The 25,407-nt window shown below is 70.5% G+C and carries 17 protein-coding genes; 8 read left to right on the top strand and 9 right to left on the bottom strand.

Annotation, left to right across the window (positions count from 1 at the left end; translation table 11 throughout):
* Positions 1-156: 156 nt before the first annotated feature.
* The gene (locus tag ACFQV6_RS27375) at positions 157-2,943 is read right to left on the bottom strand and encodes a DNRLRE domain-containing protein (RefSeq protein WP_378030468.1); all 2,787 of its coding nucleotides are present in this window, start codon (positions 2,941-2,943) and stop codon (positions 157-159) included.
* 306 nt (positions 2,944-3,249) lie between these two features.
* On the opposite strand from ACFQV6_RS27375, the gene ACFQV6_RS27370 reads away from it, so the two are divergent.
* Positions 3,250-6,894 carry a hypothetical protein gene (locus ACFQV6_RS27370; protein WP_378030467.1) on the top strand — a complete coding sequence of 1,215 codons (3,645 nt, stop codon included), beginning with the start codon at positions 3,250-3,252 and terminating at the stop codon, positions 6,892-6,894.
* A gap of 96 nt (positions 6,895-6,990) precedes the next feature.
* Complete coding sequence (locus tag ACFQV6_RS27365) at positions 6,991-7,659, top strand: hypothetical protein (RefSeq protein ID WP_378030466.1); 669 nt, start codon at positions 6,991-6,993, stop codon at positions 7,657-7,659.
* Between the two features lie 138 nt (positions 7,660-7,797).
* Here ACFQV6_RS27365 and ACFQV6_RS27360 read toward each other — a convergent pair whose 3' ends face one another.
* Together ACFQV6_RS27360 and ACFQV6_RS27355 are read right to left on the bottom strand one after the other, a co-directional pair.
* Positions 7,798-9,249 (bottom strand): endo-1,4-beta-xylanase, encoded by a 1,452-nt coding sequence (locus ACFQV6_RS27360; protein WP_378030465.1) that lies wholly within the window; start codon positions 9,247-9,249, stop codon positions 7,798-7,800.
* 392 nt (positions 9,250-9,641) lie between these two features.
* Positions 9,642-10,382 carry an esterase family protein gene (locus tag ACFQV6_RS27355; RefSeq protein ID WP_378030464.1) on the bottom strand — a complete coding sequence of 247 codons (741 nt, stop codon included), beginning with the start codon at positions 10,380-10,382 and terminating at the stop codon, positions 9,642-9,644.
* Positions 10,383-10,629: 247 nt separating this feature from the next.
* On the opposite strand from ACFQV6_RS27355, the gene ACFQV6_RS27350 reads away from it, so the two are divergent.
* On the top strand, positions 10,630-13,995 hold the full coding sequence (locus ACFQV6_RS27350) for a TIR domain-containing protein (RefSeq protein WP_378030463.1): 3,366 nt from the start codon (positions 10,630-10,632) through the stop codon (positions 13,993-13,995).
* 77 nt (positions 13,996-14,072) lie between these two features.
* Positions 14,073-14,270 (top strand): hypothetical protein, encoded by a 198-nt coding sequence (locus tag ACFQV6_RS27345; RefSeq protein ID WP_378030462.1) that lies wholly within the window; start codon positions 14,073-14,075, stop codon positions 14,268-14,270.
* A gap of 67 nt (positions 14,271-14,337) precedes the next feature.
* Here the strand turns inward: ACFQV6_RS27345 and ACFQV6_RS27340 are convergent, their stop codons facing one another.
* Together ACFQV6_RS27340 and ACFQV6_RS27335 are read right to left on the bottom strand one after the other, a co-directional pair.
* Complete coding sequence (locus ACFQV6_RS27340; protein WP_378030461.1) at positions 14,338-14,994, bottom strand: response regulator; 657 nt, start codon at positions 14,992-14,994, stop codon at positions 14,338-14,340.
* Positions 14,991-16,136, bottom strand: coding sequence for a sensor histidine kinase (locus tag ACFQV6_RS27335; RefSeq protein ID WP_378030460.1), 1,146 nt, complete (start codon positions 16,134-16,136; stop codon positions 14,991-14,993). Before ACFQV6_RS27335 ends, ACFQV6_RS27340 begins: the two co-directional genes overlap by 4 nt.
* Positions 16,137-16,282: 146 nt before the next feature.
* Here ACFQV6_RS27335 and ACFQV6_RS27330 point away from each other — a divergent pair, with 146 nt between their 5' ends.
* A complete protein-coding gene (locus ACFQV6_RS27330) occupies positions 16,283-17,356 on the top strand; it encodes a DUF418 domain-containing protein (RefSeq protein WP_378030459.1) in 1,074 nt (357 codons plus the stop codon).
* Here the strand turns inward: ACFQV6_RS27330 and ACFQV6_RS27325 are convergent, their stop codons facing one another.
* Positions 17,357-17,728 carry a DUF732 domain-containing protein gene (locus ACFQV6_RS27325; protein WP_378030458.1) on the bottom strand — a complete coding sequence of 124 codons (372 nt, stop codon included), beginning with the start codon at positions 17,726-17,728 and terminating at the stop codon, positions 17,357-17,359.
* 431 nt (positions 17,729-18,159) lie between these two features.
* On the opposite strand from ACFQV6_RS27325, the gene ACFQV6_RS27320 reads away from it, so the two are divergent.
* The gene (locus tag ACFQV6_RS27320) at positions 18,160-18,990 is read left to right on the top strand and encodes a helix-turn-helix domain-containing protein (protein WP_378030457.1); all 831 of its coding nucleotides are present in this window, start codon (positions 18,160-18,162) and stop codon (positions 18,988-18,990) included.
* A gap of 54 nt (positions 18,991-19,044) precedes the next feature.
* Here ACFQV6_RS27320 and ACFQV6_RS27315 read toward each other — a convergent pair whose 3' ends face one another.
* Positions 19,045-19,251, bottom strand: a complete 207-nt coding sequence (locus ACFQV6_RS27315) for a DUF397 domain-containing protein (protein ID WP_378030456.1) — start codon at positions 19,249-19,251, stop codon at positions 19,045-19,047.
* Positions 19,252-19,568: 317 nt separating this feature from the next.
* Between ACFQV6_RS27315 and ACFQV6_RS27310 the strand changes: the two genes are divergently transcribed.
* Positions 19,569-20,525 carry a diguanylate cyclase domain-containing protein gene (locus ACFQV6_RS27310; protein ID WP_378030455.1) on the top strand — a complete coding sequence of 319 codons (957 nt, stop codon included), beginning with the start codon at positions 19,569-19,571 and terminating at the stop codon, positions 20,523-20,525.
* Between the two features lie 27 nt (positions 20,526-20,552).
* Here the strand turns inward: ACFQV6_RS27310 and ACFQV6_RS27305 are convergent, their stop codons facing one another.
* Both ACFQV6_RS27305 and ACFQV6_RS27300 read right to left on the bottom strand, forming a co-directional pair.
* On the bottom strand, positions 20,553-21,479 hold the full coding sequence (locus ACFQV6_RS27305; RefSeq protein ID WP_378030454.1) for an NADP-dependent oxidoreductase: 927 nt from the start codon (positions 21,477-21,479) through the stop codon (positions 20,553-20,555).
* A 104-nt stretch (positions 21,480-21,583) separates the two neighbouring features.
* Positions 21,584-22,921, bottom strand: a complete 1,338-nt coding sequence (locus ACFQV6_RS27300) for a mannitol dehydrogenase family protein (RefSeq protein ID WP_378030453.1) — start codon at positions 22,919-22,921, stop codon at positions 21,584-21,586.
* A 259-nt stretch (positions 22,922-23,180) separates the two neighbouring features.
* Here ACFQV6_RS27300 and ACFQV6_RS27295 point away from each other — a divergent pair, with 259 nt between their 5' ends.
* On the top strand, positions 23,181-25,319 hold the full coding sequence (locus tag ACFQV6_RS27295) for a beta-glucosidase (protein ID WP_378030452.1): 2,139 nt from the start codon (positions 23,181-23,183) through the stop codon (positions 25,317-25,319).
* Positions 25,320-25,407 lie beyond the last annotated feature (88 nt).

Raw genomic sequence — 25,407 nt, 5'->3', positions numbered from 1 at the left:
GCCGGCACGCAGCCTCCGGCTGAGCGTGGCGACAGTCCGGGCCGTTCACCCGTTGGTGACGAACTCCCGTGGGACAACGTCAGCGCGCTGATCAAGACGCGCCACCTCGCCGGCCCCGGTCCGGGCGGACCAGGGCCGGCTGTCAGGTCGTCGCGATCATCGGACCCGGATCTCGGCGATGTCGAGCGGGCTGCCGCCGTACCACCAGACCCGGAACTCCAGGCTGTTGCCGGCCGAGCTGACCGTGAACGGGACGGTGAACCGGATGAACCGGTCGTAGGTGCCGTCGACGGCGAAGCTGCCGGCGGTCAGGATCTGCGGTTGGGTGACCGAGGTGCCGGTCCGGGCGTCGTACACCTCGATGTTGGCCACCTCGGTGCCGGCGGCCGGGTTGTTCGACCGCATCACGAACTCCGCGTTGTAGGACCCGGGAGCGAAGGTCTGGTTCGGCCCGAATGTGATGTGGCCCGGGGTGCTGGTGCCCGGGACGGCCTGGAGCAGGCCCGTGCTCGTCCGGTTGTAGTTGCCCGCGGCCGGGGTCTGCAGGGGCGCCTGGCCCGGGCTGTAGACCTGCTTGGCCCCGGCGCCGAGAGCCAGCGCGTTCACCGCGAGCGACTCGGTGTTCATCAGCGAGTGGGGTTCGGCGTTCAGGTCCGCGCTCGACGTCCACCCGAGAAGTTGCCCGGTGCCGGTCTTGCGCTGCTGATTTTTGATGATCAGCGCCCGGAGGGAGACCGAGTGCAGCACCAGGTCACCACGCTGAACGGAGGTCAGCCCGGTGTGATGGACGAGGATCTGGTCGATGAGCAGCTTGGCCAGCCCGATGTGGTAGTTCTCGGCCAGATCCACGTCCTTGATGAAGTGCTCCAGCTTCGGATAGTCGTACAGCCGGGTGGTGGTGTTGAAGGTGAATCCGGTCTTGGCCCGGATCGCGTCCCATTTGGTCAGGGCGGTCGACTGCGGGCCCGCGGCCAGGTAGTAGAGGCCGTCGAGCGCGAGCCGGTCCACGGTGTTGTTCCCGGTGGTGGGCTCCTGGTCGTGGGGCTTCCAGTTGGTGTCGCCGGAGATGATCCGCCAGCGGACGTGGCCGGGGTAGCCGTGGTCGCTCAGGCCGGTGGGCGGGGTCCGGCCGTAGGCCTTGGCCATGTATTGGGACAGCCAGTTGTCGTCGAACCAGAACTGGTGGAACGGCCGCTGGTCCGGGACGGGCTTCTCCCCGTTCACACCCCTGCCTTCGTGCTCGTGGAAGGCGAACCCGGTGGGAGCCAGGTCGAGAACCTTGTCCCGGTCGAAGTCGTACAGCAGGTGATAGTTCTTGTCCAGGGCCGTGTAGCGGGACTCGGGCCTTCCCGCCAGATCTTGGAGCGACTCCCGGTTGAACTCGTGCGGCACCGGCTCGTACTTCACCACCTCCTCCGGGATGAGGAACTGGTTGTAGTAGTTGGGCCCGTACCGCATACCGTCGAGGTTCTTCCACAGGCCGTCGGGCGATGAGTAGGCGTAGTCGACGGCACCCAGGCCGTACGGATAGTTCACGCCGTACTCGTAGCGCGGGTTCTCGTAATCGATCCGTACGAAGGGGACCTGCGACGTGTTCGGGGCCTGCAGCGACCGGACCTGCTTCCAGCTGAGGCTCGGGTTGGTCTCGTTGTATGACGTCAGCCCCATGTGAACGGTCGGCGCGCTGGTGTTGGCCGCCCGCTGGAAGAGCGGTACCACGCCGGCGCTCACCCACGCGTCGTTACAGGCCGAGCTGAAGCCGGCGGTCTGGGTCGAGTAGCCGTCGTTGCTCAGCAGCTTCGGCGCGGTGTCCCACCAGATGGGGTTGGTATAGGGCGTAGTGCTCCAGACCAGCCAGCCGGTCTGCGCGCAGCTGCCCGAGTACCAGTTCCACAGGTTCAGCGTGGCGCCGGTGATCCGCATCCCCGCGAACTGCGCCGCGGGCCACTGCATGAAGGACCGCGCGAGGTAGCTGGTCGCCTTGCCGTACGCGAGGTAGTCGGCACCGGAGTGGTCGGCCTTGCCGCTGGTGGACAGCTCGTCGTTGCGCACGATGGTGTCGGAGGCCGCGCCCAGCTGAACCTGCGGGTCCAGCGTGACCGGGTACTTGGTCTTCGGGTCTTGCAGCCAGGCCTGGTCGGCGGCGAGCCGCAGGTCGACCGCGCCGGTGCCGCCTGCCGCGTCCGTGCCCTTGGCCGATGCCGCCGCGGACTTCGCCGATCCGCGCGGCCCGGCCTGGACGGTGAGAGCCTTCTCCCTGGTCCGTTCGCCGGCCGCGCCGACCGAGGAGTCCCACATCATCGGCGCCGGCACCCGGCCTACGGTGGCTCCGGAGGCGTCACGGATCGCGAACGAGCCCCGGCCTTCGGCGACGAACCGCAGGTCATCGGAGCGCAGCGGCACGGTCATGGTCGCCACCAGGGCGGCCGCCGCCGCGTTCTTGACCACGAGCGACTGCTCGAAGCCGAGCCGGGTCGCCGTCAGCAGCAGGTCGACGCCGGGCCGGACCTCCGGGTAGGTCGCCGTTTCGGCGGCGAGCACCGGGGCGGGCAGCGGGCCGGTCCACAGCATGCTGATCGCATCCTTGCCGGTTTCCACCCGGGCGAGCACGTGTTCGCCCGAGCCGGTCGTGGCGCCGGAGAAGCGCAGGCCGCGGGGATGCCCGACCGGCTCGATCGCGCCGCCGGCCGGCCGCAGGGTCAGGTCCACCGCCTGCCAGGTGCCGCCCTCGTTGAAGCGAACCGGGCCGGCGTAGATCTCGGTGCTGAAGCCGCCCTCCGGACGTGCCCACACCTGGGTGGTCTCGGTCCGCTGGGAGAGCACCTCCACCCGGCCGCCGCACGCCCTCGCTGCCATCCCGGCGGCCAGTGGGTCCTGCCGCCCCGCCACGCAGGCGGGCTTCGCCGCTGCCGTACCGGGCGCCGGCACGACCTGATCAGCCATTGTCAGAAGCAGGACGGCGGCACCGGCGGACGCCATCACCTTCCTGTTCTTCCCGGCTCGCCCCGAGCCGAGCCGGGTGAATATGTGCACGCGCCATCGAACAGACATTGTTCCCCCGTGATCGATTTCTCTGTCGTGCCCCAGGGTTGAGGCGCCCTCATCGCAGCAAGCCGTGCGGTTGTTCAGTAGCGGGCAGGCGCACTAAACAACCGTGCTGGCGGCAATCCGACTGCATCGGCGCTCTCGACGTGCCGCACGCGATGCTGATTTCAGGAGCATTGACTCATGTGAATGGGGGCGGGTCTGATGCCGCGTCCGGAACGTCCGCTGGACCCCACTGCCGGCCCGGTGCAGATGCTGGCCGCGGAGCTTCGTGACCTGCGCAGGCGGGTGGGCAACCCGGGGTATCGGGAGCTCGCCGCCGAGGCGGGCTTTTCGGTCGCGGCGCTGGCCAACGCCGCCGGCGGCCGGAGCCTGCCGAGCCTGCCGGTGACGCTGGCGTTCGTCCGGGCGTGCGGTGGTGACCCGTCGGTCTGGGAACGGCGGTGGCGGCAGGCGTCGGCCGAGTGGGTGGCGTCGCAGGGCAACGGCGCACGCCGTCAGCTTCCGGCAGGGGACGCGAGGGCGCCCTACGTGGGCCTGATCGGCTTCGGCGTGGACGACGCGGACCGTTTCTTCGGCCGGCGGCGGATCCTGGAGCGGCTGGTGCGGATGCTCGGTGAGCACCGTTTCGTCGCGGTGTTCGGCGCGTCCGGCAGCGGCAAGTCCTCGCTGCTGAGGGCCGGCCTGATCCCGGCGTGGCGGGGCTGCGGCCACGCCTCGTTGCTCACGCCGGGCGCCGAGCCGTGCACGGCGTTGCGGGAGGCGCTGGAGCGGGCTCCGGCCGGCGCCGCGGTGCTGCTGGTCGTGGACCAGTTCGAGGAGTTGTTCACGCTCTGCCACGACCCGGCCGAACGGGCCGCCTTCATCTCCAGGCTGGCGGAGGCGGCGGAGGCGGAGGTGGAGGCGGCGGAGGACGCCGAGCCGCGGATCCGGATCGTGATCGGGGTCCGCGCCGACTTCTACGCGCGCTGCGCGGAGTCGGCGCCGCTGGCCCGGCTGCTCGCCGGCGCCAACGTCCCGGTGGGCCCGCTCGCCCCGGACGAGCTGAGCGAAGTGGTCTCCGAGCCGGCCCGGTACGCCGGTCTGACGGTCGAGCGGGCGCTGGTGACCAAGATCGTGGCGGAGGCCGAGGGACAGCCGGGCGTCTTGCCACTGCTCTCGCACGCGCTGCTGGAGACGTGGCGGCATCGCCGCGGCGACATCCTCACCGTCGCCGGATACGAGGCCGCCGGCGGCATGAGCGGGGCGATCGCCCAGACCGCGGAATCGGTGTACCAGGGCCTGGATCCGTCCGGCCGGGACGCGGTCCGGCAGGTGCTGACCCGGCTGGTGGCACTGGGGGAGGGGGTGCCCGACACCCGCCGACGGGTGCGGCGCGACGAGCTGGACCAGCCCGAGGCGACCGCGGTACTCGCTGAGCTGGCCGACGCCCGTCTGCTGGTTCTGGGCGCGGACACTGCCGAGATCGCCCACGAGGCGCTGATCAGGGCGTGGCCCCGGCTGGACGACTGGCTGCACGCCGGCCGGGACGAGTTGCGACGGCACCGCCGGCTCACCGAGGCGAGCCTCACGTGGCGCTCGCACGACCACGACAGCGGCGCGCTCTACCGCGGCGCGCCGCTGGCCGCATGGGACGGGCGCAGCATGCGGGACCTCAACTCCCTGGAACGCGCGTTTCTGACAGCCAGCCGCGAGCGGCAGGCCCAGGAGGCGAACGCCCGGCGCCGCCGCGTCCGGCTCGCGCTGACCGGGTTGACGGCAGGCGTGGTGGTGATGAGCGTGCTGGCCGTCGTCGCGGGCGTCCAGGCGTACCGGGCGAACGAACAGCGTGACCTTGCGCGCTCCAGCCAGCTGGTGGCCAACGCCCGTGCCCAGTTGCAGGTCGATCAGGAGGTCGCCCTGCTGCTCGCCGTCCAGGCGTACGACACCCGGCCCACCGAGCAGGCGCAGGCGGTTCTGCGCCAGAGCGTCGCCGACTCCCGGGTACGCGCGACGCTGCACGCCGGCCACGGCCAGGCGCTCGGCGTGGCGTACAGCCCGGACGGCCGCCTGCTGGCCACCACCGGCGACGACGGCACCGTCCGGCTGTGGCAGCGAACCGGTCCCGACACCGTGTCGCCCGGCCCGCGGATTCTGCAAGTGGCCGCCACGGCCACGCAGAGCCCGGTGTTCAGCCCGGACGGCCGCCGTCTCGCCGTCGCCGACTTCAGTAACGGGGTCACCGTGTGGGACGTGGGCGGCGGCAAGCCGGTGGTGCTGCGAGGGCACCGCGCCAAGGTCAGCTCCGTGGCGTTCAGCCCCGACGGGCAGCGGGTGGCGAGCGCCGCCGACGACGGCACCGTCCGGATCTGGGACGCCGCGGGGCGCCGGCCGCCGGTGGTCCTGCCGGTCGAGGGCCCGCCGCTGTGCGTGGCCTTCAGCCCGGACGGGCGGCGCCTCGCGGTCGGTGGCATGGGCCCGATCCGCATCTGGGACGCCACCGGCAGGGGTACGCCGACGCTGCTCTCCGGCCACGAATGGACGGTCAAGGACGTGGCGTTCAGCCCGGACGGGCGCCACCTGGCCAGCGCCGGCTCCGACGGTACGGTGCGCATCTGGCCCACCTCGGGCCCGCCGGCGCCGGTGATCCTGCGAGGCAACGACTCCTACGTCGAGTCCGTGGCGTTCAGCCCCGACGGCCGCCGAGTGGCCAGCAGCCACAGCGGCAGCAACACCATCCGGGTGTGGAGCACCACCGGCGAGCTGGACCCGGTGGTGCTGCGCGGGCACGACGGAGCGGTCTGGAGCGTCGCGTTCAGCCCCGATGGGCAGCGGCTGGCCAGCGCGAGCACCGACGGCACGGTCCGGTTCTGGGATCCCGGCGTCGCCGGGAGCCCGCTGGTGCTGCGCGGCCATCGCGGCGAGGTGTGGACCGTCGCCGCGAGCGCCGACGGCCGGCTGCTGGCCAGTGGCGGAGTCGACGCCGCGGTGCGCCTCTGGCGGCACCCGTGGCGCGCCGCCCCGGTGGCGCTGCGGGGCAACCAGGGCGAGGTGCTCGCGGTCGCGGTCAGCGCGGACGGCCGGTGGGTGGCCAGCGGTGGGCGGGATCAAACCGTACGTGTCTGGGACGCGCGGACGGGCGCTGCGAAGGCGGTCCTGCGCGGGCACACGAAACCCGTGTTCGGCGTCGCCTTCAGCCCCGACGGGCAGCGCGTGGCCAGCGGGGCCAAGGATGGCACCGTACGCGTCTGGTCGCTGACCGGCGGCGCACCGCTGGTGCTGCGAGGGCACGAGGACGGTGTCCGTACCGTCGCCTTCGGCCCGGACGGGCAGCGCGTGGCCAGCGCGGGCGCCGACGGCACGGTCCGCGTCTGGCGCGCCGACGGTACGGGGACGCCCACGGTGATTCCGGATCAGCCCTCCGGCCGTCAGGTCTGGGCCGTCGCGTTCAGCCCGGACGGCAAGCGCCTGGCCGTCAGCGGTCAGGACGGCGCCGTACGGATCCGGCCCAGCGACGGCCAGGGACCGCCGATCTCCCTGAACGGTCACCGCGACGTCGTCTGGAGCGTCGGCTGGAGTGCGGACGGCCGGCTCCTCGCCAGCAGTGGCCAGGACGGCGACGGCGTACGCATCTGGCAGGCCGGCACCGGCCGGGAGCTGGTCACCGTGCGCGGCCTCGGCGCCTCGACCGAACAGGCCGGGTTCCTGGCCGACGGCCGGCTCGTCACCGCGCACGGCGACGGCACCGTACGGATCTGGGATTGCGGGGTCTGCGGACCGATCAGCGAGGTCCGGCAACGGGCGGGCGCTCTCAGCACCAGGGCCCTCACCGCCTCCGAACGCGACGCGTTCGTCCTTCCCGTTCGGTGAAATGCGGTTGTTCACCACTCACGGGGGCTACTGAACAACGCCGCCGCCGTGTGCGCTGAGAGGCGATCCTGTCGCTATCGGGAAACGGGGAATCTGATGACGAGAAGCAAGATCATCGGCGCGGTGGCGGTCGTGCTCGCCGTGACGCTGCCGGCGGCGCAACCGGCCCTGGGCGCGGCCGCCGCAACGTCGGCTCACCCGCCGGCGTACGCGGCCGCGGACGACCCGGTCCGGTCGCCGCGCAAGTTCGATCCGGACGCCGGCGCGCGGACCGGCGTGCCCAGTCGTCCCGACCTCACCGCTCGCTCGCGGGCGGCCGGGCTCACCGCGGCGCAGGCCGACGCGTTGCAGGTGAAGGCCGACCGGTACCTGGCGCAGCTCGGCGAACCGGCCACCCAGGTGACGCCCGACGTGATTCAACTCAAGGGCGCGAAACTCCACCTGACCGTGCCCGGGTCGGCGCAGCGGGCGCCGGGGTGCCCGTACTACTACTTCTGCGCGTACAGCGGGCCGCGCTTCACCGGTGACTGGATCCACCAGGAGGAGTGCTGGGTGGAGCGATACATCCCGTGGACCGGCCAGGGCTCGTGGATCAACAACCAGACACGCGGCACCCAGCCCCTCCTGGAGTTCAACAGCGGTGAACTGTGGTGGATGCCGGGCGCCTACGCCCAGCAGGCGACGGGAGTCGGCTGGGACCCCGTCTTCTCCATCACCGCTTGCTTCCACCCTTCCATGGCGGGCACGACCGGCTCCGCCGGCTGATCACCGGGTGACGGCGCCGGCGGCCGATCGCCGCTCGAGTGACTCCTCCACGGAGGACTACATCGGCTGGCCCAGGCGCTCACCGGCGAAGCGGCGCGGAGGCGGAAGACGCCGCCGCACCGCTTCGCCACGATCGGCTCAGCTCAGGCTGAATCGCTGGTTGGCCTGCCCGTTGCAGTCGTAGATCTGCACCTGCTGACCGTTGCCCGTGCCCCACACGTCCAGGCAGCGCCCGGACTGCGCACCGGTGATGGTCCCGTTCGCGTTGACGTTCCACTGCTGGTTGGCCTGCCCGTTGCAGCTGTAGATCTGCACGGCCGAGCCGTTGCCGGAACCGGCGGCATCCAGGCACCTGGTGCCGTACACGGTCAGCTGCCGGCTCGACGTGAGCGTCCACGCCTGATTGCTCTGGCTGTTGCAGTCGTAGAGCTGGACCCGGGTGCCGTTGTTCTGGGTTGAGCCCGGCACGTCGAGGCACCGGCCGGACTGGACGCCGACGATCCGTCCCGACCCGGCCGGCGGGGCCGAGGGTGACGGGGATCCGCTGCTGCCGCTCGGTGCCGGTGACGACGGGTTCGGGCCGGCCGAGTTGAGGGCGTTGAGCACCGAGGTGTACGCGGCCTTCTTGTTGCCGTTGCCGTCGAACAGCAGCGGGTTCTCGCTGGAGCGCCACGAGTCGCTGTCCCGCACGCCCCACACCGTGATGCCGATGCACCGCGGCACGTTGAGGCAGGCCTGGGTCAGTCCGGCGTACTGCGAGGTGGACGAGTTGGTGACGTCGACCTCGGTCAGGGCCACGTCCACGCCGAGTGCGGCGAAGTTCTGCAGCGTGGTCTGGAAGTTTCCGGGCAGCGAACTGCCGCCGGTGAAGTGGGTCTGCAGGCCTACGCAGTCGATCGGCACACCCCGGGACTTGAAGTCCCGGATCATGTTGTAGACGCCCTGCGTCTTCCCGTACGACCAGTTCTCGATGTTGTAGTCGTTGTAGCAGAGCTTGACCGCGGGGTCGGCGTTGCGGGCGGTCCGGAACGCCACCTCGATCCAGTCGTTGCCGGTGCCCTGCAGGTTGGAGCCGCGCCGGCTGCCGTCCTCGTTGAACGCCTCGTTGACGACGTCCCAGGCGGCGAGCTTGCCCTTGTAGTGCGCCATGACGCCGTTGATGTGATCGATCATCGCCTGGCGCAGGCTGCTGCCGCCGAGGCTCTGCATCCAGCCCGGCTGCTGGGCGTGCCAGGCGAGCGTGTGCCCGCGGACCTTCAAGCCGCGCTGGGTCGCCCAGTTGTAGATCTGGTCGCCGGAGCTGAAGTTGAACTGGCCCCGGTTGGGCTGCAGAGCGTCCGGCTTCATCTCGTTCTCGGCGGTGATCATGTTGAACTCCCGCGCGGCGATCGTGGTGTACGCCGAGTTGCTGAGCCGGCCGGCGGCGATCGCCGTACCGAAATACCGGCCGGACTGCGCGGCCGCGGCCCCCAGCGTGTTCTCCGCGGCGTTCGCATCCGGCATCACCGTCAGGACCGTGAGCGCACCGACCGCGGCGACGGCGCCGGCGAGCAGAGTTCGAACTCGTACCGAAAAGGATCTGGTTGCCACAAGAGCTTCCCTTCGCGGCTCTGTCGGGGGAGCGCATGAGCCGGGCTAAAAGCGATGGACTTCAATGCCAAAGTCATGCTGGCATGGCAACGCGCCGGAAACAATATCTTCCGGTACTCCTTCGGAACTATCAGCGAAGGCCGTGACCGCCATTCCGGTCCGCAACCCCTCATCTACCTGCTGATACCGCTCTCATGGGCAGTGCAATCTATTCACCTGGGTTCTCTGTGCGGTAACACGGGAACCCACCAGCGGCGCAATTTCCGAAACTTTCGATAGGTTTTTCGGGGGCATCTATCGTGCGACTGTTGAGGGGCGTCTCGTATAACACTTCCGCCAAAAATTCTGGGATCGAGCGCATTCCGCCGAGGCGGAACAAGTGACCTCCGCGATCAGCAGAATCGAGGCAGATGGTGGGCGAGCTGGGCGCGCCAGGACGACCAGTCGTGCGGGACGTCGAAACCCCAAAGATCACATTCATGGCGTACGCCCTTCGCCGCCAGCAGTTCGGACATCCGCCGCGTCGACTCCAGCGACCCGGTGGTGTCCTCCCACTGACCCTGGCCGCAGACGAGCAGGATCGACAGCCGCGAGCGCAGCCAGTCGAGGTGGTCGCCGTGCAGGTTCGCGACGTACGCGGCGGGGTTGTTGAAGTAGGTGGCCTCGCCCGGCTCGCCCCACCCGGGCCAGGTCGCCGGGTCGTAGTTGCCGGAGAAACAGAGTGCCACCGGGAACAGGTCGGCCCGCTTGAAGGCGAAGTTGAGCGCGTGGAACGCGCCCAGCGAGCAGCCGGCCGTCATGATCTCAGCCTCGCCGCCGCAGTCCGCCCGGATGTGCGGAACCACCGCGTCGAGGATCCACGACTCGTACGCCCCGTGCCGCAGCGCACGTTCCTCGATCGGCAGGCCGGCGTTTGACCAGGTGCCACCGTCGAACGAGTCGGCGCAGTACAGCTTCACCCGGCCCGCCTCGATCAGGTCGCCGACCGCCGCCACCATGCCCCGGTCGGCGAACTCGCCCGCATACCCGCCCTCGCTGGGAAACACCAGCATCGGCCGGCCGTAGTGCCCGTAGGCGGCGAGGGTGCCGTGGGCACCGGCCGGGGAGAGCAGGTCTGCGGTGTAGTGGCGCATGCCGCCCATATTGACAGGGCGGAAACCCGGAACAGGTCTGCCTGGCACGGAACCTGTTCCGCGCGCCCCGACGGTTCAGGGCCGGCAGTACGTGGTGCGTCACTTCCGCTCGCCTGAGACCGGAACACGAGACCGGAACACGAGACCGCCGAGGCGATCCGGCGGCGGGACCGCGTACCTGATTCCGCCGATGGACCCCCGGCGTGCACAATCGGTCGGCGTTGACGACTGACGACAGGGACCGGGCATGAGCTTCAACGGCTTCATCTCGTACAGCCACGCCGCGGACGGAAAGCTGGCCCCGGCGGTCCAGCGTGGACTGCACCGGCTTGCGAAGCCCTGGCATCGCCGCCGGGCGTTGTGGATCTTCCGCGACCAGACCGGCCTGTCGGTGACGCCCGGGCTGTGGTCGTCGATCCAGAAGGCGCTGGATGGCTCGGAGTGGTTCGTGCTGCTCGCCTCGCCGGCGGCGGCCCGGTCGCCGTGGGTGAATCGGGAGATCGAGTACTGGATCGCGACGAAATCGGCCGGCCGGATCCTGCCGGTGGTGACCGACGGGGAGTGGCGGTGGGACCCGGAGCTCGGCGACCTGTCCGCGGATTCGACGGCCGTGCCGGACGCGCTGCGTGGCGTGTTCGCCGAGGAGCCGCTCTTCCTCGACCTGCGCTGGGCGCACGACGACCGGAAGCTGAACCTGCGCGACGCCCGCTTCCGGGACGCGATCGCGGAGCTGGCCGCACCCATGCACGGGGTCAGCAAGGACGAGCTGGAGAGCGAGGATCTCCGGCACCACCGGCAGGGCCGCCGGCTGCGCCGGTTGGCGGTGGCGGCCGTAGCCCTGCTGACCGTGGTGGCGTCCGGGACCGCCGTGCTCGCGGACCACAACGCCGACCGGGCCACGGCCGCGGCGGTGGAGGCTCAGCGCCAGCAGCAGGACGCCTCACACCAGCGTGGCGAGGCCGAGCGGTACGCCGAACAGGCCCGCCGCCAGCAGGAGAACGCACAAACGCAGGAGGCCCGGGCACACGCCGCCACCACCGAACGCCAGCAGCAGGAGAAGCGCGCCCGGGAACAGCAAGCCGCGGCGCAGCAGGCGGCGGCCGAGGCGCAACGGCAGGAGAAGACCGCACGCCGCCAGCAGGAGCTGGCGAAACGCGCCCAGGCGCTGGCGCGCGAGCAGAAGGCGGTGGCCCGGGAACAACACGAGCTGGCGCAGCAGTCGTCGCGGGAGGCGACCGGCCAGCGGATCATCGCGGAGCAGCAGCAGCGTCTCGCCGAGGAGGCCGCCGCGGAGACCGAACGGCAGCGGCGCAACGCCCAGCAACAGCAGCGGATGGCCGACGAGGCCGCGGCGGAGGCCCGCCGGCAGAAGGCGCTCGCCGAGCAGAACGAGCGCAGGGCCGACGAGGCCGCGGCGGAAGCCCGCAGGCAGAAGGCCATCGCCGAGCAGAACGAGCGGAAGGCAGAAGAGGCCGCCGAGGAGGCCCGCCGGCAGGAGGCCAACGCCGAGGAGCAGAAGAAGGTCACCACCGGGCGGCGCCTGATCAACCAGGCGAAAGCGACGATCGACAACGACCCGGTGACGGCGCTGCGGCTGGGAATCGCCGCACAGCGGATCCAGCCGGGCACCGAGGCCCGCACGGAGTTGGCGGGAATCGTCGCCTCCACCCGCCGGGCCGGGACGATGAACGACACCTGGTACGCCGAGCACGGGCCCGGCGACGTCATCGCCGTCGTCGAGTCCGATTTCACGGCCGCGTTGTGGAGCGTGTCCGACCGGGCGAACCCGGTCCGGCTCGCTCCGCTCGACGGCTTCCTCTTCACCGCCCAGCCCGCCTTCAGCCGGGACGGCCGGATGCTCGCGATCTCCGGCGGCTATGAGCTCGCGCCGCATCTCTTCGACGTGTCCGATCCGGCACATCCGGTCCTGGTCGGCATCGTGCCCGAGCAGATGGGCAAGTGGACCAGTTTCAGCCCGGACGGCCAGATGCTCGGCGTCGTCGACTTCGACGGCGTGTGGTCGCTGTGGAATGTGGCCGACCCCGCCAATCCCGCCCTGCTCACCCGGCAGACCAAGGGATATCCGGCGCCGCTGGGGTTCAGCCCGGACGGCCGCAGCGTGGTGACCGCCGGCGCGCCCGGAACCGTCTGGGACATCACCGACCGCACCCGTCCCGCGGAGGTGGGCACGCTGCCCGGCAGGTGGGCGCGGGTCGCCGTCCACCCACTCCGGCCCCTGCTGGCCACCAACGACGAGGAGGGGAATCTGGCGTTCTGGCACCTGGACGACCCGGCGAAGCCGCAGCGGGGCGACACCGCGCCGGTCCGGTCCCATGCCGTGGCGTTCAGCCCGGACGGCCGGACGATGGCCAGCAGCGACGACAACGGGACGGCACGGCTCTGGGACCTGACCGACACGCCGGTACCCATGCTCGAACTCAACGACCACGGTGATTCCCCGCGATCGATGTCGTTCAGCCCGGACGGCCGAACGCTGGCCGTGGTCGGCAGCCTCCGCACGCTGAGCCTGTGGAACGCCGCGGCACACGGTGAGCCGACGGCCGTCGGCCAGGCGGACGGCACCTTCGGGCGGACGGTGACGGCGGCGCTCACCCCGGACGGGCGGCGGCTGACCACCGTGCACGCCGACGGGACGGCGACAGTGTGGGACGTCTCGGACCGGGCCCGCCCGGTCGAGCGCGCCACCGTGCGCGTCCGTGACGGTGACATCGGCATGGCGGCCGTAAGCCCGGCCGGCGACGTGATCGCCGCGGGCGGGCTGACGGACGGCGCGCGGGTGACACTCACCGACGTCAGCGACCCCAGCGCGCCGAAATCAATCGGTGGGGTGCCCGGCGGCGAACCGGACGGGCGGATGACGTTCAGCCCGGACGGGCGCACGCTCGCTCTCGACATCGGGGCGTACACCATCATGCTCTGGGACATCACCGAACCGCACCGGCCTTCCCCGGTAGGCCTCCTGGACGGCGAGGACTGGGTCGAGGCCATCACCTTCAGCCCGGACGGGCACACCGTCGCGGTGGGCGAAGGACGGTCGGTCGTCCTCTGGGACGTGACCGACCGGACGAAGCCGGTGCGACTCGCGACGCTCAAGGGACACTCCGACGCCGTACTCGCCGCCGCGTTCAGCCCGGACGGGCGCACGCTGGCGACCGGCAGCGCGGACCGGACGTCGGCGGTCTGGAACATCACCGGCCGGGCTCGCCGGCAGGCGATCCTGACCGGCACCAAGGCCGCGGTGTGGTCGGTGGCGTTCGGGCCGGACGGGCGGACGCTCACCACCGGAGCCAAGGACGGCTCGGTGGCGTTCTGGGACGTGGGAGAGCTGTCCGGGCCGATCCGGATGGCGTCGATGCGGCGCGCCTCGCTGGGATCGAAGTCGTTGCTGCCGCATCCGGACGGGCGGACCCTGACGGCCGGCGGCGCGGAGGCCGGGGGCCGGCGCGCAGTGCTGTGGGACTACTCGTCGCTGATCGCGCTGCGGGACGAGCCGGCAGCGGTCGCCTGCGGGGCAGCGGGTGGCGGTTTCACGGCCGACGAGTGGGCCGCCTACATCCCGGAGGTGGCGTACCAGCCGACGTGCACGGGGTAGCGGAAGGCCAGCCACAGAAGCAACCAACTGCTCACTCGCTCGCGCGCATGGCGTGAGCTTGCCGCTATCGTGGAGCTATGAGCCTGAGGGACCTGCTGGAGCAGTGGAACAGGCGTGACCCGAACCGTTCGGACACCCGAGCTTTGATTGATGAAGCGTCAGGTGCGGACGCGGTCCGGGCGCTGCGCCGCCAGATGGCAGAACGCGGGCGCCCGGGTGCGGTATGGCCCGACCAGCACCGGTCGACGACCCGGCGCGGCTACATCCAAGACTGAAGTCCCCGGCTGTGGGTCGCGCATGGTCCGCTGCGGCCGGTGAACCCTTCCTTCGGCGGTCGGATCGTCACGTGTCCCGGGGCAGCTCACGGGGAAGCAGCCCGGCCCGGTGGGCGAGCAACGCGGCCTCGGTACGGTTGTCGCAGCCCAGTTTGACCAGCAGCCGCGAGACGTAACCCTTCACGGTTGCCTCGGACAGGTGCAGCTGCCGGGCGATCTGCTGGTTCGAGCGGCCCGCGCCGAGACCCGTCAGCACCTGTGCCTCCCGCTCGGTCAGCGCGGCGGTCAGGTCGCGGGCCGCGGGGCCGCCGGTGGTGGCGCCGAGCAGGCGCTGCGCCGCCACCGGGGACAGCACGGTGTGCCCGGCCGCGGCCACCCGTACCAGGTCGACCAGGTCCTCCGGGGATGTCGATTTCAGCAGGAATCCGACGGCGCCCGCCGTCAGCGCGCGCAGCACGTATTCGTCGAGGTCGAACGTGGTGAGGGCGACGACTTTCGGTGGTCGCGGCAGGGTGACGATGCTTTCGATCGCGGTCAGGCCGTCCACGCCGGGCATCCGCAGGTCCATCAGCACCACGTCGGGGCGCAGGCGCACGGTGGCCTCCAACGCTTCGGCGCCGTCGTAGGCCTCACCCGCCACCTCGAGGCCGGGTGCCGCGGACAGGATGGTTCGCAGGTGGGCGCAGACCATGCGTTCGTCATCGACGACCAGGACACGGATCATCGGGAGGCCGCCGTCGGCACGTAGGCGGGCAGGGTGGCGTGGACGGTGAAGCCGCCGTCCGGGGTGGCCCGCGCGGTCAGCGTTCCGCCCACGATCTGCACCCGGTGCCGCAGCCCGTGCAGGCCGTTGCCACCACCGGCCGCGGTGAGGTCGGCGTCGGGGCTCCGGCGAGGACACGTGTTGACGATGCGGGCGTCGATGCCCCGGGCTTCATAACGAACGGTCACGGCCGCGTCTGCCCCAGGCGCATGCTTGTGTACGTTCGTCAGCGACTCCTGGACGACGCGGAACAGGGTGCGGCGTACCGCCGGGGCCGCGACGCTCCGGTCACCGTGTTCGCTGAGCCGGACCGTGAGGCCGGCCGTACGCGAGTCGTCGATCAGCGCCGACAGCAACGGCTCGTCGAGCGCATCGGTGGCGCGGGCCGGCGGCCGGTCCCCGGTGCGTAGCACGCCGACCAGGTCACGCAGTTCGGCCAGGGCCTGGCATCCGGCGGCCCTCAACTCCTCGGCCGCGACCCTGGTGTCCGGGTCGGTGGTGCTGACCCGCAGGGCACCGGCCTGGAGCACCATCAGGTTGATGCGATGGGTGACGACGTCGTGCATCTCACCGGCCAGCCGGATGCGCTCGTCGGCACGGGCCTGTTCGGCGAGCAGCAGGCGTTCCCGTTCGGCCCGTTCGGCCCGGTCGGTCAACTCGGCCACCAGGCCGCGCCGGGCCCGGAAGTAGAGGCCGAGCAGCGCCGAGAACAGGATGACCACGGGTGCGGTGAACGGGTCCTCGATCGCCCACGCCTGCGCTCCGGTCAGGAAGGCCGCGGTCAGCACCGCGATCACCGCCCATGGCCGCCATCGCGGCGCGGCGCCGTAGGCGGTGACCGAGTACGGCACGAGCACGGCGGCCCACGCCGGAGCGAACAGGCTGATCGCCGCGATCGTCAGAGCCGCGGAGTACGGGCGCCGGCGGCGTGCCAGCAGCATCGCCGCGGCGGCCACCTGCGCGGCAACGTAGACCCACGCCGGCGCAGTGAGGTGTTTGGTGGCGTGGTCCGGGTCGGCCAGCTCGAGCCCGCCGCCGATGACCGCCGCGACACCGGCCACCACCAGGTCGACGGCGACCGTCAGTGCTCGACCGCGGCGCATGCTGGCAGGTTAGTCGAGGCGACGGTGAAGGGCTCGCCGTGCGAGCACGGTCGCGACGAACCGACCACGGCCCTGCGACGAAAGTAGGGTCCGGGCGCGACGTTCCCCGCTGGTACGACAGGGTTCCGGCGCGCTGGGATCGAGGCATGACCCGAGTGACGCGCAACGCCGGCGTGGACCCAGGACTCGACGACCTGTCCACCGCGGGCCCGCGCATCCATGCTCTCGACACGCTGCGCGGCTTCGCCCTGTGCGGCATTCTGATCATCAACATCTACCAGCAGGTGGTGTTCCGCGGTGCGGCCGCCGGGACGGCCACGCAGCTGCCGCTCCCGGTGCAGGTGCTGTTCTACGAGCGGTTCTACCCGATCTTCTCCATCCTGTTCGGCATCGGGTTCGGCATCTTCCTGCGCCGGGCGAGGTCGCGCACCGATCGGCCCCGCCTGGTGCTGGCCCGGCGGCTGGTGGTGCTGCTGGTCATCGGGGCGATCCACTTCCTGGTCCATCCGGGTGAAGCGCTCACGGCGTACGCAATCGGGGGTTTGATCGTTCTTTTGCCGTTGAGCTACGTCGGCGGGAGAGCGGCGTTGGTCGTCGCGCTCGTGCTGCTGTTCGCCGGCGCTCAGCTGGTGGTCGGGTACGGTCCGATTCCGGGGCTGCTCGCGCTCGGGTATGCGCTGGCCATGCTGGACGTGCCGGCCGGGCTGGAGCGGCGCACCGGGCGGGTGGCGATCGCGTTCGCCGTCCTCGCCACCCTGGGGGCCGTCTGGATCGTGCTCGTGGTGCGTGACGTCGATCTACCGTTCGTCAATGTGATCGGCGGGCCCGGTGGCGGGGTCAGCCTGCTCGACCCGCTGGCCGGCATCGTCACCGGTTTGGCCTACTGCTGCGGCCTGCTTCTGGTGCTGCGCACCCCCGCCGGGTCCGCGCTCTCCGCGGTGCTGGCGCCGATGGGCCGGATGGCGCTGACGAATTATCTGAGCGCCACCGTGCTGTTCCTGCTCATCGGGCCGCTGCTCGGCATCAACGAGGTGGCCGACCTGCCGGCCGTTGCCGGCCTGACCGCCGGCATCATCGTGGTCCAGGCGGTGTGGAGCCGGTGGTGGCTGCGGCGGTTCCGGTACGGCCCGGTGGAGTGGGCGTGGCGATGCCTGACCTGGTGGCGGCGCGCCCCGATCCGCCGGAAGAGCCCGGCGCGTGGCCTTGCGTATCGAGGGTGATCAGACCCGGCAGAGGCTGGTTCTCGCCGCCTGCACGATCTGCGTCGCGGTGGCGTCGTCGACGTCGAGCCGGGCCGCGGCGTTCTTGATGATCTCGGCATCTGTCTTTGCCCGGACGTCGTCGACACAGATGGCCATGCCGTGTTCCAGGGCCTGGTCATCCTGCGCCAGCTTCGCGTCGACCTGCTCGAGCGCAACCAGGTAAGCCTGCTGTGCTTCCTCGGAGAAGCGCAGGCCGGGTTCCAGGAAGGCGGACGCCGGATCCGGCGCCGACGTGGTGGGTGGGGCCGGCGACTCCGGTTCGCCCGTGCCGCAGCCGGTCAGCGCGCCCAGCGCCAGCACGAAGGACGCCAACACCCGGCTCGCTCGCATGTGATCGATCACTCCCTGCTCCGGTTGCCGGTTGCGTCCACTGAAGACTATCGGCCGGGCCTTCGCTCGCTGCCGGCGTCACCATGGTGGCCATCGCCGTGGTGTCGGCGGTCCGGCGCCGGGCGCACGCCTGACCACAGCGATCAACCCAGCGGCGGCCACCGGCCTCAGCCAGGCCGGTTTGAACCTGCGGCTTGTTACCTGCGTTCCGGTTCAACGCCGGTCGGCGGGTGGCAGGGACGGCAAGTGGCCCCCACATCCCGGGCGGTGACGATCCCGCAACCCCGGGCCGGCGTGCATCACCGCGACCACCGGCTGGGTCCCCCTAATACGTTCGGTTCGCAACGACGGGTTGCCTGTTGACAACGCGGCGTTGCGGGTACGGTAGTCGGCGTCACCGTCCACACGGGTTGGCAAGGCGGAGGTAAGGCGTGCCGGTCACAGGCCAACGCGTCGTGCGACGGGCGTTGGGGCGGCGTTTGACGCGGCTACGCACGGCGTGCGGGATGAGCCGACGTGATGTGGTGGAAGCGCGGCTGGGCATCTCGGAGCCGACGCTGCACCGCATCGAGACGGGAAAGGTGCCGGTCACCGGGGCCAACGTGCGCGCGCTCTGCTGGCTCTACGGTGCGGACCAGGGCATCACTGACGCGCTTGCCGACCTCGCGCTGGGCACGTCACAGCAGGAGTGGTGGGACGCCAGCCCGGTGATCCCCGAGTGGTTCAAGCTGTACGTCGGGCTGGAGGCGTCCGCATCCCGTCTGTTCGGGTACGAGGGCGAGGTCGTTCCCGGCGAGTTGCAGACCCCGGAGTACGCACGAGCTGTCTTCGGCGCCGAGCAGCCGGTCGACACGGAGCTCGCCGAGCGCCACATCAATCTCCGCATGCAGCGGCAGAAGACGCTCTTCGCCCGCACCCCACCGGTCCGCCTCGTGACGGTGCTCGGCGAGGGAACATTGGCCCGGCCGGTCGGCGGCGAACAGGTGATGAAGGGGCAGATCGAGCATCTACGGCGGCTGTCCCGAGAGGACACGGTCGACATCCGGGTCCTGCCGTTCTCGGTCGGGGCGCACGCGGCGATGGCTGGTGCTTTCCGGATCCTGGAGTTCGACGACCCGGACGATCCCGACGTGGTCTACCTAGAATCCCACGTCGGTGCGCTCTACCTGGAGGAGCAGGTCGAGGTTGACGAATACCGGCGGATCTTCGATCTCATCAGCAAGGATTCCGTACCGGTCGGCGAGTTCCGGTGGGCGAACTGAGAACGGCGTGACGCGTGTGGGCGACGGCTGCCCGCCCTGAGCGGGCCGGCGTGATCAGTCGGTCAGGAGCTGGTCGAACTCGCCGCGCTTGGCGCCGAACAGGAACGAGTCCCACTCCTCGATCGTGAACACCACGGTGCCGGCCTCGCGTGCCTTGCTGTTGCGGACCTCGATGAGGCCGTCCTGTCGGCGGGCCTCGACGCAACTGCCTCCGTTGCCTGTCGATCTGCTGGAGATGATCCAGCCGGTTTCGCTACTCATCAGTGCCCCTCCTTCTGGAGTGCTCACTGTGGGTAATTGACCTGCCACCGATTGAGTGGCCAGGTTTGGCCCTCAACGTCCGCCCGAAGTGCAGGATCACGATCTTCCGTCCATGGGCGGCTCTTTCACCACGAAAGTGCACGTACCTAGAGTAGCCGAAACCCACTTCGGACGCATTATGTCACCGTGACAGTTGTCCCCGTGAAATCTTGCACGTGTCCTGGCTGACTGTCATGATTCCACTGTGGCGCTTGGTGATCCCTCGCCGTCGACTCGACAGCTAACGCTGGTCCGCCGCAGTTCTGAGAGGACGGCCGATGCGGATCCTCGATCCTGCCGCCGCCGACACGGGCGGTGTACCGCACGATGACGCTCAGCTGGGGACCGAGCCCGAAACCGCCCGCCTCCAAGCTCGCATCGATCAACTCGCGGCGCACGTCCAGCAGCTGGAGCAGGAGCGAGCCTCGCTCCGATGGATGGCCGGCCACGACGAGCTCACCGGGCTCGCCAACCGCCGCCTTTTCCACGCGCTCGCCCCGGGGCTGCTGCGCGGCGACGATCACTCGTCGGCCGTCCTGATCCTCGACCTCAACGGTTTCAAGCCGATCAACGACACCTACGGGCACGATGCCGGCGACGAGGTCCTCCGCATGGTCGCCCGGCGCATGGCCGCCTGCCTCGGCGACCATCTGGTGGCCCGGTTCGGCGGTGATGAGTTCGCCGCGCTGCCGCGCGCCCCGCGCGCCAACGTCCCGGAGGCGTGGTGGCATGAGGCGGCCGGCTCGCTGAGCGCTGCGATCGCGCCCCCGATGGATGTGCAGGGCCACACGCTGTCGGTCACCGCCTCGATCGGCGTCGTACCGGCTGGCCGCTCCGCCGACCTACCCGACCTGCTGCGCCGCGCGGACCAGGCGATGTTCAGCGCCAAGCGGCACGCGAACACCACCGACAAGGCCGGCATCACCTGGGTCGTGGCCACCGAGACCGGCGATCACATCGAGACGTACGAGCCGGCCGCCATCCCCGTGTCCGCGCCGGGTCTGACCGCCTCGGGACCCGCAGTGGCGTGCCGGCCGGGCGACCGGGTATGGGTGCACCGCAATGGCGCTCGTCGTGCGGGAGTGGTCGAGAGCGCCTGCGAATGGGCGGCCCTGGTCCGCTACCGATGCCTGAACGGCGCCGGCACGATGGTCGACACGATCCCCACGAACTGTCTCACGATCCGAGCCGAAGCCGATCCGTACCTGGACCGGAAGTCCTCCGCCTCCAGGTGATGGCGTGAGCTGACGGCCGCCGCCGCGTCAGCCCACCGTCAGCACGAGCTTTCCGCGCAGGCCACCGGCCAGCACCCGCCGGTGTGCGTCGGCCGCTTCGGTCAACGGCATCGTGTCCGCCACGCGGGTGCGCAGCTGTCCGGCCGCAACCTGCACCACCAAGTCGGCCAGCAGTTCGCGGTCGAGCCGGATGAGTTGCAGCTCCTGGCGCACGCCACGTGCCGGAACGATGGCCGGCGTGGGCCGGGTCGCGACCACGATTCCCCTGTCCTCGACGGCAGCGGCCGCCGCCTCGCCGAGGGGGATCGCGTCGAACACCGCGCCCACCGGCCCTACCTCGGCCAGGTCGACGGAACGGGGAACCACCTCGTGAGCGCCGAGATCGTGCACCCATTTCTCATCGCCGTGGCTTGCCTGGGCCACGACACGGTAGCCGCCCTGAAGGGCGAGCTGGGCGGCGAAGCCGCCGACACCGCCGCTGGCACCGGTGACCAGAATGCTGCTGCCGGCCGGCAGCATGGCCAATGACACCAGTGACAGCCCCTGGTGTGCGGTCTGGGCGTTGAGCGGCACCGTGGATGCGGACACGAAGTCAAGCTCGTCCGGCAGCCGCACCAGCCAGTCCGCGTCGGCGGCCACGAATTCGGCATAGCCACCGGGTGTACCCCGGGTCAAATACCACGGAATCATCCCGACGACCCGGTCACCCACCCCGAAATCCGCCGTGCCGGGGCCGACCGAGGCCACCTCGCCGGCGATGTCCCACCCGGGCGAGAACGGCGGCTGAACCGGCCCGCGAGGAATCTCTCCGGTGGTGGCGGCGACGTCAGCCGGGTGCACACAGACCGCGCGGATCCGGACCACCACCTGCCCGGGCCCCGCCTCGGGCTCGGCCAGCTCGGTAACCTGCAACACCTCAGGACCGCCAAGCGCGGCCGCGACGACTCCCAGCACGCGTCCACTCTAGACCCTCGTGCTCCGATTCATAGCCCCGCCAATGAGGCGCCGCGGGGCGGTCGTGCCGCCGTCGGCGCCAGTGCTGACCTCAGCGAGCAGCATCACCGCCCGTCCAGCGCCGCGACGAGTTCGGCCAGCAGGGCGTCGTCCGCTGCAAGCTGCGGGTCGAGCACTGTCAGGACACGGCGGGTGGCCTCGGCAGGTGAGCCGGTGGCCGCCTCGCGCAGGGAGTCGGCGGCGGCGTCGCGTACCGGCGCGCCGGCGCCGCGCAAATGGGCCAGCCAGGCCGCGATCACCCGGACGGCTCCGGCCGGCATCCGGCCGGCGGCACGCTCGGCGCGCAGCACCGGCAGGATCCGCACCGGCAGCTTCGCCGAACCGTCGGCGGCGATCTGTGCCAGCCGGTGCTGGATGCGCGGGTTCGCCCACCGTTCGATCAGCGCCGACCGGTACGCCGCGATTTCGCCGGCAGGCAGCGGCAGATGCCCGGCTGCCTCGTCCCACCACTGCTCCAGCCAGCGCCGGCACTGCCCGTCGGAGACGGCCTCGGCGACGGTCTGGTGGCCGCGGGCGCTGCCGGCGTAGGCGAGCAGCGAGTGCCCGCCGTTGAGAAGCCACAGCTTGCGCTGCTCGTACGGGGTGATGTCGGCGACGAACCGGGCGCCGGCGGTGTCCCAGGCCGGGCGCCCGCCGGGGAACTCGCCGCTGAGCACCCACTCCGCGTAGGGCTCGGTGACCACCGGCGCGGCATCGGCGCGGCCGGTCTGTTCGGCGACTGATCGCACGTCGTCCTCGGTGGTGGCCGGGGTGATCCGGTCGACCATGGTGGTGGCGAACGAGACGGTGTCACGGATCCATTCGGCCAGCTCGGGGTCGAGCTCGGCGGCGGATCCGGTCACGACGCGGGCGGCGACCGTACCGTTGTCCGGCAGGTTGTCACAGGAGACCACGGTGAGCGCGCCGGCGCCGGCTGCGCGCCGCGCGGCGAGGCCGGCGACCAGGCGGGCCGGCACTGTGGTCACCGATGCCTGCGGGTCGGCGCGCAACGCGGTGAGATCCGCGCGCACGTCCGGGTGGTCGCTGTCGAGGTACGCGGCCTCGGTGACCGTCATCGTCACGATGCGCACGTCCGACCGGGCCAGGTAGCCGCGCCAGGCGTCCAGGTCGGTGCCGGGGTGCGCGGCGGCGAGACTGCCGACGACCGTGCAGGTGTCCCCGTCGGCCGCCCGGGTGACCAGCGTGTAGAGCCCTTCCTGAGCGGACAGCGCGTCGGCAAGGGTGCTGGAGCGGCCGGTGAAGGCGGCGATTCCCCAGTCGGCGGCATCCGGCGCGGAGGCGGTGTACCAGGCCTGGTGTGCGCGGAAGAAGTTGCCGAGCCCGAGATGGACGATGCGCACCGGCGGCGCCGGCTCGGTACGGGTCAGCGGTTCACCGCTCATGGCTTGAACACCTTTCGGCCTCAGGTGCCGGTCCGGGTGAGGTGCGCTACCGGACGTCATGTCTTCCAGCCTTGCCCAGTGAGGAGGCGGGCAGCAACCGCTTGCCATGTCTTGCCCGATGTTCGTGCCGGAGTATTCGCGGTGAGCGATAGGAGCCGCGTGGGCACATCGGGTACAGCCCGTGGCGAAACGCTGGCATGCTGAACGAGGAGCCTGTGTCTACAGCATCGCCCACGCCGTTCGGATAAAGGGGTCTACCTTGTCCGGGAACAAAGCCGCCTGGCGCAACACGTCCCTTCCTCCTCGTGAACGTGCCGAGGAACTGGTCGGGGCCATGACGCTGGAGCAGAAGATCGCCCAGTTGCACGGCGCCATGGAAACCATCGACATCTACGCCATGAGCGCTCAGGCCGCGGAGGCGGGAACGGACATGGACCAGCTCGCCGCCCAGATCCGGGTCGAGCGGCACGTCCCCGCGATGGAGGAACTCGGCATCCCCAGGTTCCGGATCACCAACGGCCCGGTCGGGGTCGGCATGGGCGACGGCACGCCGAGTCCGCCGGCAACCTCACTGCCGATGACCATCGGCCTCGCCGCCGGGTTCGACCCCGCGCTCGCGCACTCCTACGGCGACATCATCGGCTCCGAGACAGCCACGCTGGGCCAGCACGTTCTGGAAGGCCCCGGCGTGTGCCTGCACCGCACCACGATCGCCGGTCGCAACTTCGAATACTTCTCGGAGGATCCCTACCTGACCGGGGTGATGGGAGTCGCGGTCACCAAAGCCATCCAGGCGCACGACGTGATCGCCATGGGCAAGCACTACGTGGTCAACGATCAGGAGTACGAACGATTCCGGGCCAGCGTCGAGGTGGACGAGCACGTTCTGCGCGAGCTTTACCTGCTGCCGTTCGAGATGCTGGTCAAGGACGCCGGGCTTGCCGCGATCATGAGCGCCTACAACCGCATCCGCGGGGTTTACGCCACCGAGTACCGGCACACGCTGACCGACGTCCTGCGTACCGAATGGGGTTTTGAAGGTTATATCCAGTCCGACTTCTGGTCGTGCCGCTCGGCTGCCCCAGCCCTCAACGCCGGCATGGATCACGAGATGCCGGACGCCAAGTGGCTCAACGAGACCAACGTCAAGGCCGCCCTGCAGGACACCAGCCTGGAGATCGAGACGGTGAACCGTGCACTGGTACGCCGTTACACCCAGATGTTCCGTTTCGGGCATTTCGAGCGTACCTACGAGCCCGGCGAGATCGACGCTCAGGCTCACGGCGCGACCGCACGGAGCATCGGCTCGCAGATCGCCGTCCTGCTCAAGAACGACGGTGGTTTGCTGCCGTTGAACCTCGACGCCGGTTCCATCGTCGTCATCGGCCAGTCCGCGTTCGTGGATCAGGCCTGCCTGGGCGGGGGAGGCTCGTCCAAGGTTCTGCCGTTGTACACGGTGCCACCACTGGACGGCATCCGCGACGTTCTCCGCGACCTCGGCTCATCGGCCACGGTCAGCAAGGTCACCGTGGCCGATGACCTTTCCAACCTCGACGAGGCCAGGACGGCGGCGCGGGAGGCCGGTGTGGTGGTGCTGATGGCCGGTCTGGTCGCCACCGAGGGCGCCGACCAGACCGACGCCAACATGCTCCATGACCAGAACCGGATGCTCGGCGAACTGCTGGGCGTCAACCCGGCCACGGTTGTGGTGCTCAAGGACAGCAACCCCGTCCTGATGCCGTGGCTCGACAAGGCTCCCGCGGTGCTGGAGGTGTGGAACCAGGGCGCCGAGGACGGGCACGTCGTCGCCGACCTGCTTTTCGGCGTGGTCAATCCGTCCGGCAAGGTGCCCACGTCCTATCCCAGATCCGAGGACGACACCCTGTACGCGGGCCGGCCGGAGCGGTACCCGGGAACCGACGAGGGTGACGGCTACCCGGTGATCCGTTACTCCGAAGGCCTGGAAGTCGGATACCGCTGGTTCCAGGCGCAGGGCATCCAGCCGCTGTTCGGATTCGGGTACGGGCTGTCGTACACCACGTTCGACGTTTCCGGCGTGACGGTGGACGCGGCCGATGCGGGGCATGCGCCGATGGCCGTGACCGCGACGGTGACCAACACCGGGGCGGTACCCGGCGCCGAGGTGGTACAGGTCTACCTCGGGGTGCCCGTGCCGGGACAACCACCCAAACGGCTCGTCGGATTCCAGAAAGTACTGGTGCAACCGGGGGAGTCGCAGCAGGTGACGATCATCGTCGACCCGGCAGCGACGAACCACCCGTTCGCCGTCTGGGATTACTGCACCCGCAGCTTCCAGACCAAGCCTGGCCAGTACACCGTTCATGTGGGCACCTGTGCCGACGACACTCCGCACACGGCGACGCTCACCGTACGCTGACCGCGGAGCCGGGGGCGACGATGGCACTGGGCCCCTTCTTCCGGAAAGCCGGGCCAGGTGCCCGGCGTGCTGAGCAGCGGACTGTACG

Source organism: Actinoplanes sp. GCM10030250 (assembly GCF_042666575.1).
GTDB lineage: Bacteria > Actinomycetota > Actinomycetes > Mycobacteriales > Micromonosporaceae > Actinoplanes.
The sequence above is the reverse complement of the archived record's forward strand: the minus strand, read 5'-3'. Positions and strand labels throughout refer to the sequence as shown.